This is a genomic window from Paenibacillus tundrae (assembly GCF_036884255.1).
Classification (GTDB): Bacteria; Bacillota; Bacilli; order Paenibacillales; family Paenibacillaceae; genus Paenibacillus.
The window spans coordinates 1930980-1943878 of sequence record NZ_CP145605.1 but is presented as its reverse complement, the minus strand read 5'-3'; the positions used below and the strand labels follow the sequence as shown (position 1 = coordinate 1943878).

Here is a 12899-nt window from a genome sequence, read left to right as displayed (position 1 = left end):
TTAGATGCTTCCTAGATGATTTTAATTATATTCTGAAAGACCACTTGGCCAAGTCTCATTATGAATTGGTGCAAGTATACGGAGCACTGCTGAGAGCAATTCCTCATCTAACTCCTCATCTAGCCAGTCAGCATTATTGCGGATATTCTCAACACTCGCACTACTCACCAAAGTGGTTGGGATCTGCTCATTGGCGGTTGCATACTGCACAGCAAGCTTCGCGATGTTACTTCCTTGCTCGGCACAGAATTGCGCAGCCTCCAAGCAAATCTGCTTCACTCGTTCAGTCGCAGGGTGCCAAGCCGGCGCACCTCTAGTACTTAACAAACCCATGGAGAGTGGCGAAGCATTCACAAGACCAACATTGTTTTTTTCCAATAGCGGCAGCAGAGATAATAACGATGTATCATTTAAGGTGTAATGACAATACGAGATGATCGCATCGGCTTCGATCTGTGGCAATACTTTCTCGAACAAGGTTAAAGGCAGTCCACATATGCCCGCGAATCGAATGACTCCTTGCGCTTTGAGGTCTAACAAGGTTGGGAAGGCTTCTTCAATAATGATATCAGCTGGTACAAACTCAATATCATGAAGAAACAACATATCAATATAGTCTGTGTGAAGTCTTGTTAAGCTCTGCTGCACACTTTCCTGAATGCGCTTACGTGAAAAATCAAACTCATGCTCACCATATCGCCCTACCTTCGTAGATAACGTATAGGATTGACGTGGCACAGTACGAATTGCATGACCTAGCACGGTCTCAGCTTTCGTTAATCCATAATAAGGAGACACATCAATGTAGTTCATGCCTACATCTAGTGCAGCATGTACTGTACGAATACCTTCGTTAGGATCAATATTACGAGATACCGAACCCAAGGAAGATGCACCAAAGCTTAGTATGGGGACATTTAGTCCTGTCCTTCCAAGTATTCTTTGCTTCATCATCCTACCCCTTTCCCTATACATCATTTGAGAACATCTGAGGTCATGTAAAATACATTGCTTTTTCATTGTACCAGTTCAATAAGAATATAAAATACCTTCATATGTGGATTATATACTGTTTCATGATCTGACTAGGCTCTCCATTTTCCTAAATAAAAAATATTAGTCGATAATACAAAAAGCCGCGAAGTCCTTCTACATGAAGGAACTCGCGACATTATGGCTTCTTGAAGAATCAATAAGCTTACGTTCAATTAATTATTAGTTCTGCATAACGAAGTCTTGGTCAAGGGTATTCTCTTCCTCATCAAACATACGCAGAATTTCGTATCTCGTATTACGTTGAGCTGGAATGTAACCTGCTTCACGAATCAGTTGAAGAATTGAACCAATGTTTACTTTGTAAGTTGCACCTGCCGCGGATACGACATTCTCCTCGATCATTGTGCTACCGAAGTCATTGCAACCAAACTCGAGGGATTTCTTACCAATCTCAGGTCCCATTGTAACCCATGAGGATTGAATGTTTTTGATGTTATCCAATACCAGACGGCTGATTGCCACAGTTTTTAGATACTCTTGAGGTGTCTGACGCTCTAATTTGAGGTTCGTATTATCCGGCTGGAATGTCCATGGAATAAATGCCAAGAACCCTTCAGAGTCATATTTATTAGCGATACATTCGTCCTGAGCTTCACGGACACGCATCAGATGTAATGCACGCTCTTCCATGGATTCACCAAGACCTATAACCATCGTTGCTGTTGTGTTCATACCAATCCGGTGAGCCGTTTGCATAACGTCCATCCAATCGCGCCATGAGCCTTTTAGACGGCTGATTTTGCGACGTGTACGGTCGTCTAGAATCTCAGCACCACCACCTGGGAGGGAATCCAATCCTGCTTCGTGAATCGCACGTACAACCTCTTCCAGTGTAAGACCATCCGAAACTTCAACCATTTTCATAATTTCAGCTGGAGAGAAGGAGTGCATTGTGATATTCGGGAAACGCGCTTTAATCTCTCTGAGGATGTCTGTGTAATAGCTGAATGGCAAATTCGGGTTCGTACCGCCTTGCATAAGAATTTCGGTACCGTTAACGTCTTCCGTCTCCTGAATCTTCTGGAAGATCAGTTCATCTGGCAATACGTAGCCTTCATCGGAACCAGGTCTGCGATAGAAAGCACAAAAACGGCAGTATACATCGCATACGTTTGTGTAGTTGATGTTACGCCCAATTACGAATGTTCTGTATGGTTCAGGGTGCATGCGTTTCATGATAACATTAGCTGCCGCCCCAATTTTGTCCACTTCGTCCGATTCAAATAGTTGAATCGTATCTTCCAAATCTAAACGCTCGCCCCGAAGGGCTTTATCTAAGATACGGTCTACCGTACTCATTATAAAAAAGCCTCCCTCATGAAGTGAAAATATGATAACGATCATCCTAGCTTGTGGACTAGATACACAAGTTCCGGTGAAAACATCGTATTTCTGTACTCCAACTATCGTAACACAGGTTACATGTGAAAAAAAGCACCTTATGAGCAGGTGCTTTAAAAATAAGTGAAAATGTAGACATATAGAATTGTTCAAATAAATCCGCTTTTGATTACGAAGGATGCCTAACAGCATCTCAGCGTCGAAGATGGAATTTAGCCGAAATATCCGTTGCTCACGTATCTTAATCTACGCTCCGCTACTCTATTTCAATCTTCATCCCATCTTCTTGGTACTGAAAACCAACTTTTTTGAACACATGCATATCAAATTGTATATTTTTTACTGCTGTCAGAGAAGATTTCTAGGATTCTTGAAGTGCTTGCTCCAAATCCGCAATCAAATCATCAATGTCCTCAAGACCGACCGAGAAGCGAAGCAATCCATCCGTGATTCCGCGATCACGACGAACCGCTGCAGGCATTGCGGCATGAGACATCATTGCAGGATAAGACAATATACTCTCTACTGCTCCCAAGCTCACAGCAACGATTGGTAGCTTCACACGATTAAGCACTGCTTTGGCACGATCACCAGAACCTACATCAAAGGATACGACAGCACCATAGCCTGTTGACTGGCGTTCGTGCACTTCGCGACCTGGATGATCCTGTAACCCTGGATAATAAACAGCTGAAACATCACTTCGTTCATTTAACCAAGCCGCAAGCTTGGCTGTGCTCTGTTCACTGTGTGCCATACGAGCACCAAGTGTCTTCATTCCACGCATGAGTAGCCAGGACTCTTGCGCTCCAAGCACAGTACCCAACCCGTTCTGCAACTGCTTGAGCTGTTTACCCAGAGCTTCTGTACGAGCTACAGCAAGCCCTGCTAACACATCGCTGTGACCACCAAGGAACTTAGTAGCACTATGTACAACGATATCTACACCTAACTCTATTGGACGCTGGTAGTAAGGTGTCATAAATGTGTTGTCCAGAATTGTAACTAATTCATGCTCCTGAGCCCATGATGTTACTGCAGCGATATCCGTAATCTTCAGCGTTGGATTGGATGGTGTCTCCATATAAACGGCTTTCGTATTGGGCTGAATCGCTGCTTTCACTTCTTCGATATCTGTCATATCGACAAATGTCGTATCAATCTGCATCCGGTTTAAAATCGAAGTCAGCAAGCGATACGTTCCGCCGTAAACGTCCTCTGTCACGATGATATGATCCCCCGCCGAGAACATCATGAAGACACTGGAGATTGCTGCCATCCCTGAAGAATACGCAAAACCACGTACCCCGCCTTCTAGCAGGGTGATGTAATCCTCCAAAGCCTGACGCGTAGGATTCCCTGAACGACTGTAATCATGTTGTGGTGGATTGAAGATATCAAAATGATGGAAGGTGGACGCCTGATAGATCGGCACACTGGAAGCTCCCGTCGTTTTGTCTACCTCATCCCCGAAATGCAGCAGTTTGGTATCGAATTTCAATTCAGAAGAATCAGAAGAACCGGAATTTTTGTTCTGTTCACTCATGATGTGCTCCTCCTTCAATTTCGAGTTTTGCTGCTGCTAGGGCATTGCCCAGATCTGCGATAAGATCCTCTGCGTGCTCAATACCTACGGAGAAGCGCAACAAACGATCATCCACGCCGACAGCATCACGGATCTCAATCGGGATATCGGCATGAGTTTGTACTGCTGGATATGTCATTAATGATTCAACGCCGCCTAAGCTTTCAGCAAATGCGATGAGTTTAATGTGACGCAGCAATGGCTCTACGTAACGAGCATCCTTCACTTTGAAAGAGAAGATACCCGTGTTACCGCTGGATTGCTTGTTCTGCACCTCATATCCGGGATGATCCGACAATCCTGGGTGATAGACTTCACCAACAGCTGGATGCTCCAAAAGATATTTAGCGATTGTCAACGCGTTATATTCATGGCGCTCCATCCGGAGAGCCAATGTTTTCATACCCTTCATCAACTGGTAGGAATCTGTTGGAGATAACACTGCACCAATGGAGTTGTGTAAGAATGCCATTTCTGCTGACAGTTCCTCTCCTTTGGTCACAATCAATCCAGCAAGGACATCGTTATGTCCACCAAGGTACTTCGTTGCACTGTGAATAACGATATCCGCACCCAGCTCGATTGGACGTTGGAAGAATGGAGTCAACAACGTGTTGTCCACGATAGTCAAAAAGTTATGGCTCTTCGCCCATGTGCTTACCGCTTCAACATCTGTAATCATCATCAGCGGGTTGGTTGGTGTCTCAATAAAGACCGCTTTGGTATTCGGCTGGAGAACTTTCTCTAGTGCAGCCAGATCATTCGTATCGACATAGCTTGCTGTTACACCGAAACGAGATAGAATACGTTCTAGCAGACGATATGTGCCCCCGTACAGATCAAGTGATACAATCAGATGATCTCCTTGACTGAACAATGCAAAAATCGTTTGCAGTGCTGCCATGCCTGAGCTACAGGCAAAACCCGCATCCCCAGACTCCAGTGCAGCTGCTGCTTCCTCCAACACTTTACGTGTTGGATTCGTTGTACGAATATAGTCAAATCCCGTGCTCTGTCCAAGCTTCGGATGGCGAAACGCAGTTGCTTGATAGATTGGAAAGTTAATTGCACCTGTGACCGGTTCATGAATAGAACCAATTTGAGCTAAGCGGCTTTCGATTTTCAACTTGTTATCTTCCATTGCAGAATCCCCCTGTTATCTCGATTAAATTTGCGGACCAATATCGTAAGGTGTTTCTTGATACACATAGTAATTGAGCCAATTAGAGAATAATAAGTTAGCATGCGCCCGCCATGTCGCTGGAGGAACACGGGAAGGATCATCTTTCGGGAAATAATTTTTAGGTAGCGCTACATTTAATCCTTTGGCTGCATCGCGGTCATATTCCCACTTGAGGGATAACGGATCGTACTCAGCATGTCCGGTAACGAAAATCTGTTTACCGTCTTTGGTTGCAACTAGGAAAATACCTGCATCCTCAGATTCAGCCAAAATTTCAAGACGCTCGTCCTTCTCAATATCTTCATGACGCACTTCAGTGTGACGTGAATGAGGAACATTAAACACTTCATCGAAACCACGCAGGAGTGGAACATGAGATTTGTTAATCGTGTGTGGAAATACGCCAAAGCACTTTTCGTCCAATGAAACTTTAGGAACGCCGAAGTGATGGTATAAGCCCGCTTGTGAGGCCCAACATATATGCATGGTTGAAGTAACATTTGTTTTGGTCCATTCGAAGATTTCTTGGATTTCCTTCCAATAGTTCACGTCCTCGAAATCCATCTGTTCTACAGGTGCACCTGTAATGATCATGCCATCGAAGCGGCGATGTTCGATTTCATCAAATGTTTTGTAGAATTCATCCAGGTACTCCTGGGAAGTGTTCTTAGATGTATGAGATTTCGGATGTACCAGAACGATGTCGACCTGTATAGGTGTATTCCCCACCAAACGTAAGAGCTGGGTCTCGGTCGTTTCTTTCGTTGGCATAAGGTTTAATATAGCGATACGAAGCGGACGAATATCCTGTTGATATGCGGATGTCTCGTCCATGACAAAGATGTTTTCCCCTGCAAGCACTTCCTTCGCAGGTAAAGTGTCCGGTATTTTGATTGGCATGGTGTCAAACTCCTCCTTGAGCATAAATAGATTGCAGCATACGCTGCCATGAGCTTGCTCTACAAGCATAGAATTCCTACGTCTAATGCCGTGAGACAGGCTCAAGTTCCTTAGCGAAAATCAGTGCTGAGAAGTCGGGGCATATAACAAAGACCTTCCTCGGATTCCGAGAAAGGTCATATGTAAATAGATATGCGCCTCTCTCATCTCTCAGTTACAACAGTACCTCTTGGGCACATAGTCGCTGCAAGAATTAGCACCGTGCGGTATACCGCCGGTTGCCGGGTTTCATCGGGCCAGTCCCTCCACCTACTCTTGATAAGATTTCGCTGTATTTAATTTTTGAAATTTAATTGCTTTCCGTTTACTTTAAAACATTAATTCGTTCACGTCAAGCTACAGTTCATCCTAAGTTTCTACATCTCGGAACCGTTTTTCACCACCTATCATACACTGCCTCAGAGCGCGAAATAGACACATTTTTGCGCTTGAAAGCACGTTGGACCAGCGGTATACTAAACAGGTGTTGTAAACCCTTATGTGAGAGGTGACATAATCAATGGATGGCGACCCGAGGCCTGACTGGCAGCCGAATTCCGACAAACAGCATAGAGAATTGACATCAGCATGCCGGCAGCGGGACGTTACTTCCGTTTGCATATAGAGCGAACGCAGACCTGATCTCCAGGCTCCGCTGCCGACCGGCTGATCTCTTCTTTTTGCGCCCATAATGATGAAGAACCGCCAACCTGGCGGGTGCAGAAGGAGTCGATAACGATGAAAATCCGGTTGGTAAACAACGGTGTATTTATCCCAGTGGATGATATTCAGCAAGCGCTGACTCCACCAGCGGAGGGCTTTTACTGGATTGATGCGGATGTGGATGATCTGGCCGTGCTTCAGCCGCTATTTATGATGCATGACCTAGCGGTGGAAGACTGCTTAAGTGACGAGGAACAGCGTCCGAAGATCGAAATTTATGAAAGTCATTATTTTATTGTCATTAATAGCATTCGTTTTGATGATGAAGAGATATTTTTACGTGCCGTCAACCTGTTCTTGGGCAGACATTTCATTATCAGTGTGACCAAACAGAAAGTCAGTGAGCTGCGAACTTTAAAACCTATTCTATGGGAGCAGGAAGTCAGTACTCCGGATCGTCTGTTATACTTGCTGGTTGACTTAATTGTCGACAATTACTTTACTGTCGGTGATCGAATTGAGGCACGGATCGAGAAGCTTGAGGAAGATATTCTGATGCACACCAAAAAATCTCACCTAAACGAAATAATCGGGCTTCGTAGTGAGATTCTATGGCTCAAAAAAGTGCTTGGTCCTCAAAAAGAGGTCATCAATACACTTAACAAAAAAGACTTGCGTCTCATTGATGATCAATTGCAGAAATACTTCAGCGATATTTATGAGAATGCGGTAAAGATTTCCGAAACGTTCGAAACCTATCGGGATCTGATGGGCAACTTACGTGAGGCTTATCAATCCAGTATTGCGAACCGAGCGAATGAGATCATGCGTGTGTTTACCGCCATCACCACAGTATTCATGCCCTTGACCGTTATTACCGGTATCTACGGGATGAACTTCGAATTTATGCCAGAATTGCACTGGAAATATTCATACTTTGTGGTTATTGGGCTTATGGTGACACTTGGCCTGAGTATGTTCTTCATTTTCCGCAAAAAAGACTGGATCTGATTAGACTCGGAATGAACATTTCAAAGAGAATAGAAGACGAAGCCTCCCTAATGGGGTTATGGCCTCGTCTTTTTTTGGTCTAATCGCACATTAACTGACGTTCTGCTCCGTCTCCACATGACGACGATAACGAATCCGGATCATACGAAGCTTCTCATATACTTGCTCCAGGCTACCTCCACCTGGTTTTTCTTCCCCATATACTTTATGTAGCACAGGCTTCAGAAACGCGTCTCCTAGTTCCTCATAGGCGTTCCATACGGCTTCTTGTTCTTGTTCAGGCATAATGGCAAGCTCTGCATCAAGAAGACAATCCGTATCATAACCCTCTAGATCTAAGATCTCCAGTAATTCGATTAGCTCTCGGCGTGACAATCCCGAACGGTGAACAATCTCCTCTAACGTGTGCCCTTCCTTCATGCCTTCAAGTACTTGCTTACGTGTCTTGAATTTGTCTAGTTCCTGTTTATACTTCTGTTCCTTCTGTCGATAAAGCCAGTTCTCGTACTCCTCTTCTTTCAATGCAGAGTATACCCAGTCGAGTGGAAATACGGTGGAACGCTCCACTCCGTTCGTTAGCTCCAGCCATGCTTGACCATACTCGGAGGCCTTGCTCTCTCCAACACCCGGCAATTGCATCAGTTCATCCATCGTCAATGGCACATACGAACTAATCATGCGAAGCAACCGGTTCGTTGCAATAAAATAAGGAGCCTTCCGGTCAGAAGCGGCTCTCTTTCTACGCCATGTGCATAGATCTGCATACAATGTTTCATTGGCATACAACTCGCTATAACATTGAAGCCGTTGTCCACCATAATTTCGTGATCGCAAATCTTCAATCTCATGAAATAAACCTTGTAGTAACGGTCGGAACCCTTCACTCATCTGTAGTGCTAGTTGATGACGATAAATATGCATGAGTTCTTCCCACGAACTGCCCTCATACCAAACCTTATCCTCTCGATCCCCTTCCTCATACAAGCTCCAACCCAGATGCCATGCGCCTTCTTCTTCGCCAATCCACACCTGTGCGAGCTCTTCATTCTGATCTGTAATTCTTGCTAATCTGTTCATAAAAATGACTTCCATGGTCAATCCCTCCTTCGAGTTCAGCTACACCGCTTGTAAGGCTCACCCTCATCACCTTCAAAAAAGGCACAAAAAAACACCCCTCCTGCAAAATGAATGCAAGAGAGGTGCTTCCTCAACAAACCGTGCTATGCTGTTGCTCATATCATACCATATTGGAAAAATTCGTCAATCATTTCGTGTTGTATACTTTATTTATTTAGTGCAAGCTTCGCAAGCGCCAAGGAGCCGCACAGCCCTGCGTTATCTCCAAGACCCGGTGAGACCACATATTGATCGATATCGGACTGAAGTGCGGGATGCTGTACATAACCATTCAGCAATTCCTGTAATTTTTTGCGTATCAAAGGGAAGAGCTGCTCCTGCTTCATCACACCGCCGCCCATCACAATTTTCTGTGGGGAGAGAATCAGAACATAGTTCATAAGTGCATGCGCCAAGTAATGAGCCTCGATCTCCCATGCTTTGTGATCCGGTGATAACTCATAAGCTGGTTGTTCCCATCGTTTGTTAATCGCTGGACCTGCAGCAAGTCCTTCTAGGCAATCGCTATGATAAGGGCAGAATCCTTCAAAGGTATCCTCCGGATGTCTACGTACGATGATATGTCCCATCTCTGGATGAGACAATCCATGTACCATTTGACCAGAAACTACAGCACCTGCACCAATTCCTGTACCCACCGTAATATACAAGCAACTGTCTAATCCTTTGGCTGCGCCCCAAGTCGCTTCACCAAGTGCAGCTCCATTCACATCGGTATCAAACGTCATTGGCACATCATAATGTTCCTTCAATTTGCCAATAAGGTTGTATTGCCCCCAATGTGGTTTGGGTGTAGTGGTAATGTATCCGTACGTTGGACTGCCTTCAATCGGGTCAATTGGGCCAAAAGAACCTACACCTAGAGCTTCAATATTTTTACCTTCAAAGAAAGCAATGACTTGCGCCATCGTTTCTTCAGGTGTTGTCGTAGGAAAGCTTGCTCGTTCCAACACTTCTCCCTTTTCATTTCCAATACCACATACAAACTTCGTGCCTCCAGCTTCAATCGCGCCTAAGATCGTCATGTTCGTCACACTCCTCAATTAATGTAAAAGGAATTCCATTCTGTCATCGATCACTCTACTCGTTCAATTCAACGACTCGCCTTCCAGCTTCTCCAAACGGTTTACCAACGTTTGTCTCCAGCTGTTCGAGAGGGTTGTAATGGCCAGCAAGGCACGAATGCCTTCCGCGTCCCGTTTACCCTGATGCATCACCCGGTTCGCTTCCAGAATAGTCATGGAGGTTAAATCCGTGCTAATTCGTTTGAATACAGAACCTGGCTTCACTTCTCCTTCTTGTAACACACGAAAATAAAAGCCGGTATGTCCACTTTCCTGAAAATATACAGGCAAGCCCTTGTAGTCATATCGAGCTGCCAACTTGAAGCAAGGTTGTCTGGGCTGACTAACTTGAACCATAGCATCGCCTAATTGATACACATCGCCAATCCGCACCAGATCCTCTGCACAGCCCTCGACCGTCAAATTTTCGCCACAAGCCCCCCACTCCAGCTTGCGCTCCATCAATTGCTCCAGCAAAGGATAACGGCTATAGTCATAGACACAAACCGCCTTGTCGGGTCCCCCATGGTGCTCTAGATCAGCCTGAGCATCCCCAGTCATGCCCGTGAATGACAAGAAAACAGGACTAGAAACGGGAGTCTTCACAATTCCGCTCAGCACTTCACGTTTTTGACCAGGCAAAGGTTTAGGCTGACCCACATTTAGAGAAAGGACAGCTGTAGGGCTATCGCCCAATTCGGATTGTTGTGTGAGTTTCATTTGTGCATTTCTCCCTTTCATTGTTCACGGATTATTTAACGGAGCCACCAAAAACGAGTGTGTTGCTTAACAAGCGACCAGGCGAAGTGAGCATTTTACCACCAGCATACATACCTGAAGATGCACCACCATCCAGATTCATCGCTTGCTTCGCTCCAAGCTTCTGCATCACAGCAGCCCATTCCTTCATCGTTGCTCCGGAAACGGTCGCCAGAAGAACAGAACCATCGGCCATGATAGCGATCCCGCTTCTTGCACCAGAGGCATTCAAGATTTTTGGATCCTTGAAGCCTTCACTTGCTGGATTAATCGAAATCTTCCCATCCTTAACGAGACGCGGGCCAGCTCCTACAGCAGTAACGACTTCATCCCAAGGAATTTCCTTGCCTGCTGCATTCGTGTACTTATAATTCATCTCAACCGTGGAGCCAACCACGAAACGATCGGCGTTGGATTTATGACTGCCTGTGAAGACCAGAACTGAGCTATTCTTAGGAATGGCAATATTGGTATTCGGTACTTTTTTGGTAACGATCCCTTTCTCGATCACTACTGCTGTACCACCTTTGAACCCAACCGTCGAACCACGCTCAGGCGTATACAGCATCGTAATGCTTGCATTTGCTGAAGGGGTTCTGTTAATAAAGGTAGCATACCAACTGCGGGATTTGCCTTCTGGCGTCGTTACCATTCCTGTTAAGTTCACACGAAGTGAATCCATGATAGCTGTGCCATCTTCTTTAAAACCAATGCTTGTACCGTATCTTCCTATATGTATTACTTTACCATTAGCTATTAACATGCCATATGGATCTGGAGCACCATTATAAGCCTCAAAGAAAGCTCCGTTAATCGCTGCTTGCGCCCCATACGCTTTGACAATGGAAGGCAATGTTGCTGTCTGACCTACCTGTTTCTTCGCTAATCCTACTGTCACTGGTGTACCTTTTGGAATACTAACCGTTTGCACGGTGAAACTACGTCCTGCTGCTTTTACTTTCTGCACTTTAGTACTGATTGCTGCTTTTGCTTCGGCTGTCTGTGGAGCACTTACTGCCCCTGATAATAATACCGGTAAAGCCAGGACAAGAGCCATAGCCCCTGTCCACCATCTCTTACTTGATCTTGTTTGAATACTGCTCACCCTATTGCCACTCCCATCCAAGAGCCAAGGCTCTTCATCTCAAGTTGTTCAAACTTGTCCATCACCGTATCCGGATCCAGACGTAATTCACACATATCCAGTGCACATGCAACTGGAACAGCGCAGTGAATCTCTGCTAATTTGCGGGACAGATGAAGCATGTCCAGATCATTCTCAATTTTTTTGCGTACCGAAGGTGTAAGCTTATCCAAGTTGTCCAGAATCCCTTCGATTGAATCATACTCCTGAACAAGCTTCAGTGCCGTCTTCTCACCAATGCCTCGAACCCCTGGATAATTGTCACTTGCATCCCCCATCAAGCCCTTCATATCAATGACTTGGCGAGGTGTAAGTTGTTTCTCCGCCATTAGCGACTCTGGTGTGTACACCATGTAGTTGCCATGACCTTTTTTCATAATAATAATGCTTGTACGATCATTAATCAGTTGCAACATGTCATGATCACCCGTCAGTACCATTACATTCATGTCTGTCTGCTCTGTGTAATATTTCGCTAACGTGCCGATGCAATCGTCAGCCTCATATCCAGCTGCTCCAATGTTCGGAATATTCAGACTATCCATGACTTCACGAATTAACTCAAACTGCGGAATTAGATCATTCGGAGCTTCGGGACGATTGCCTTTGTAAGCGGCATACTCTTCGCCACGAAACGTCTTTCCACCCATATCCCAACAACAGATGACGTGACTTGGCCCAAAGGTCTGAACCGCATCCCAGAAATAACGGATAAATCCGTAAACTGCATTGGTGGGCAAGCCTGCCTTTGTACGTCTAATATATCCGCTTGCAGATGTTGCGTAAAATGCCCGGAACAACACTGCCATACCGTCTACTAGCAACAAAGTAGGTTCATTACGTTGATTCACTTGTGTTTACTCTCTCCTATCTTGTGTGTAACCAATAAAATATAATTGCATTGCAGAATAACTCTATCATTATAGCATAGTTCTACCACTTATCGGTCAGCCAAAAAAGCCCTGAATTATTAATATTCAGGGCAACAATTATACTACCTTTTCAGTTACGGTAGAA

The 12899-nt window shown here is 45.0% G+C and carries 11 protein-coding genes and 1 riboswitch; of the genes, 1 reads left to right on the top strand and 10 read right to left on the bottom strand.

Features of this window, described 5'->3' with window-relative positions:
* Positions 1-21 precede the first annotated feature (21 nt).
* The 5 genes from V6W81_RS08675 to metA all read right to left on the bottom strand — a co-directional run bounded on the left by V6W81_RS08675 (position 22) and on the right by metA (position 6065).
* A complete protein-coding gene (locus tag V6W81_RS08675) occupies positions 22-951 on the bottom strand; it encodes an aldo/keto reductase (protein WP_338543973.1) in 930 nt (309 codons plus the stop codon).
* A 264-nt stretch (positions 952-1215) separates the two neighbouring features.
* Entirely contained in the window at positions 1216-2355 is a 1140-nt protein-coding gene (mqnC, locus tag V6W81_RS08670; RefSeq protein WP_338542669.1) for a cyclic dehypoxanthinyl futalosine synthase, read from the bottom strand.
* A 403-nt stretch (positions 2356-2758) separates the two neighbouring features.
* Positions 2759-3943 (bottom strand): trans-sulfuration enzyme family protein, encoded by a 1185-nt coding sequence (locus tag V6W81_RS08665; RefSeq protein WP_338542667.1) that lies wholly within the window; start codon positions 3941-3943, stop codon positions 2759-2761.
* Positions 3936-5123 carry an aminotransferase class I/II-fold pyridoxal phosphate-dependent enzyme gene (locus tag V6W81_RS08660; protein WP_338542666.1) on the bottom strand — a complete coding sequence of 396 codons (1188 nt, stop codon included), beginning with the start codon at positions 5121-5123 and terminating at the stop codon, positions 3936-3938. The genes V6W81_RS08665 and V6W81_RS08660 overlap by 8 nt, the downstream gene beginning before the upstream one ends.
* Positions 5124-5147: 24 nt before the next feature.
* The gene (gene metA / locus V6W81_RS08655) at positions 5148-6065 is read right to left on the bottom strand and encodes a homoserine O-acetyltransferase MetA (protein WP_056698550.1); all 918 of its coding nucleotides are present in this window, start codon (positions 6063-6065) and stop codon (positions 5148-5150) included.
* A gap of 200 nt (positions 6066-6265) precedes the next feature.
* Positions 6266-6390, bottom strand: a riboswitch (SAM riboswitch).
* A 452-nt stretch (positions 6391-6842) separates the two neighbouring features.
* Here metA and corA point away from each other — a divergent pair.
* Positions 6843-7778, top strand: a complete 936-nt coding sequence (gene corA / locus V6W81_RS08650; RefSeq protein WP_145047966.1) for a magnesium/cobalt transporter CorA — start codon at positions 6843-6845, stop codon at positions 7776-7778.
* A gap of 90 nt (positions 7779-7868) precedes the next feature.
* Here corA and V6W81_RS08645 read toward each other — a convergent pair whose 3' ends face one another.
* From V6W81_RS08645 to V6W81_RS08625, 5 genes are all read right to left on the bottom strand, one after another.
* Complete coding sequence (locus tag V6W81_RS08645; RefSeq protein ID WP_338542665.1) at positions 7869-8870, bottom strand: HRDC domain-containing protein; 1002 nt, start codon at positions 8868-8870, stop codon at positions 7869-7871.
* A gap of 191 nt (positions 8871-9061) precedes the next feature.
* Positions 9062-9940: an ROK family protein gene (locus tag V6W81_RS08640; RefSeq protein ID WP_338542663.1), complete on the bottom strand. Its 879-nt coding sequence runs from the start codon at positions 9938-9940 to the stop codon at positions 9062-9064.
* Positions 9941-10003: 63 nt separating this feature from the next.
* Positions 10004-10699, bottom strand: coding sequence for an MOSC domain-containing protein (locus V6W81_RS08635; RefSeq protein ID WP_338542661.1), 696 nt, complete (start codon positions 10697-10699; stop codon positions 10004-10006).
* 31 nt (positions 10700-10730) lie between these two features.
* Positions 10731-11843 carry a phosphodiester glycosidase family protein gene (locus tag V6W81_RS08630; protein WP_338542659.1) on the bottom strand — a complete coding sequence of 371 codons (1113 nt, stop codon included), beginning with the start codon at positions 11841-11843 and terminating at the stop codon, positions 10731-10733.
* Positions 11840-12733 carry a 5'-3' exonuclease gene (locus V6W81_RS08625; RefSeq protein WP_082560452.1) on the bottom strand — a complete coding sequence of 298 codons (894 nt, stop codon included), beginning with the start codon at positions 12731-12733 and terminating at the stop codon, positions 11840-11842. The genes V6W81_RS08630 and V6W81_RS08625 overlap by 4 nt, the downstream gene beginning before the upstream one ends.
* Positions 12734-12899: the final 166 nt, after the last annotated feature.

Excerpts from the sequence above, each read along its gene's own strand:
- V6W81_RS08675 (WP_338543973.1), bottom strand. The coding sequence starts at position 951 with ATGAAGCAAAGAATACTTGGAAGGACAGGACTAAATGTCCCCATACTA.
- mqnC (WP_338542669.1), bottom strand. The coding sequence starts at position 2,355 with ATGAGTACGGTAGACCGTATCTTAGATAAAGCCCTTCGGGGCGAGCGT.
- V6W81_RS08665 (WP_338542667.1), bottom strand. The coding sequence starts at position 3,943 with ATGAGTGAACAGAACAAAAATTCCGGTTCTTCTGATTCTTCTGAATTG.
- V6W81_RS08660 (WP_338542666.1), bottom strand. The coding sequence starts at position 5,123 with ATGGAAGATAACAAGTTGAAAATCGAAAGCCGCTTAGCTCAAATTGGT.
- metA (WP_056698550.1), bottom strand. The coding sequence starts at position 6,065 with ATGCCAATCAAAATACCGGACACTTTACCTGCGAAGGAAGTGCTTGCA.
- corA (WP_145047966.1), top strand. The coding sequence starts at position 6,843 with ATGAAAATCCGGTTGGTAAACAACGGTGTATTTATCCCAGTGGATGAT.
- V6W81_RS08645 (WP_338542665.1), bottom strand. The coding sequence starts at position 8,870 with ATGGAAGTCATTTTTATGAACAGATTAGCAAGAATTACAGATCAGAAT.
- V6W81_RS08640 (WP_338542663.1), bottom strand. The coding sequence starts at position 9,940 with ATGACGATCTTAGGCGCGATTGAAGCTGGAGGCACGAAGTTTGTATGT.
- V6W81_RS08635 (WP_338542661.1), bottom strand. The coding sequence starts at position 10,699 with ATGAAACTCACACAACAATCCGAATTGGGCGATAGCCCTACAGCTGTC.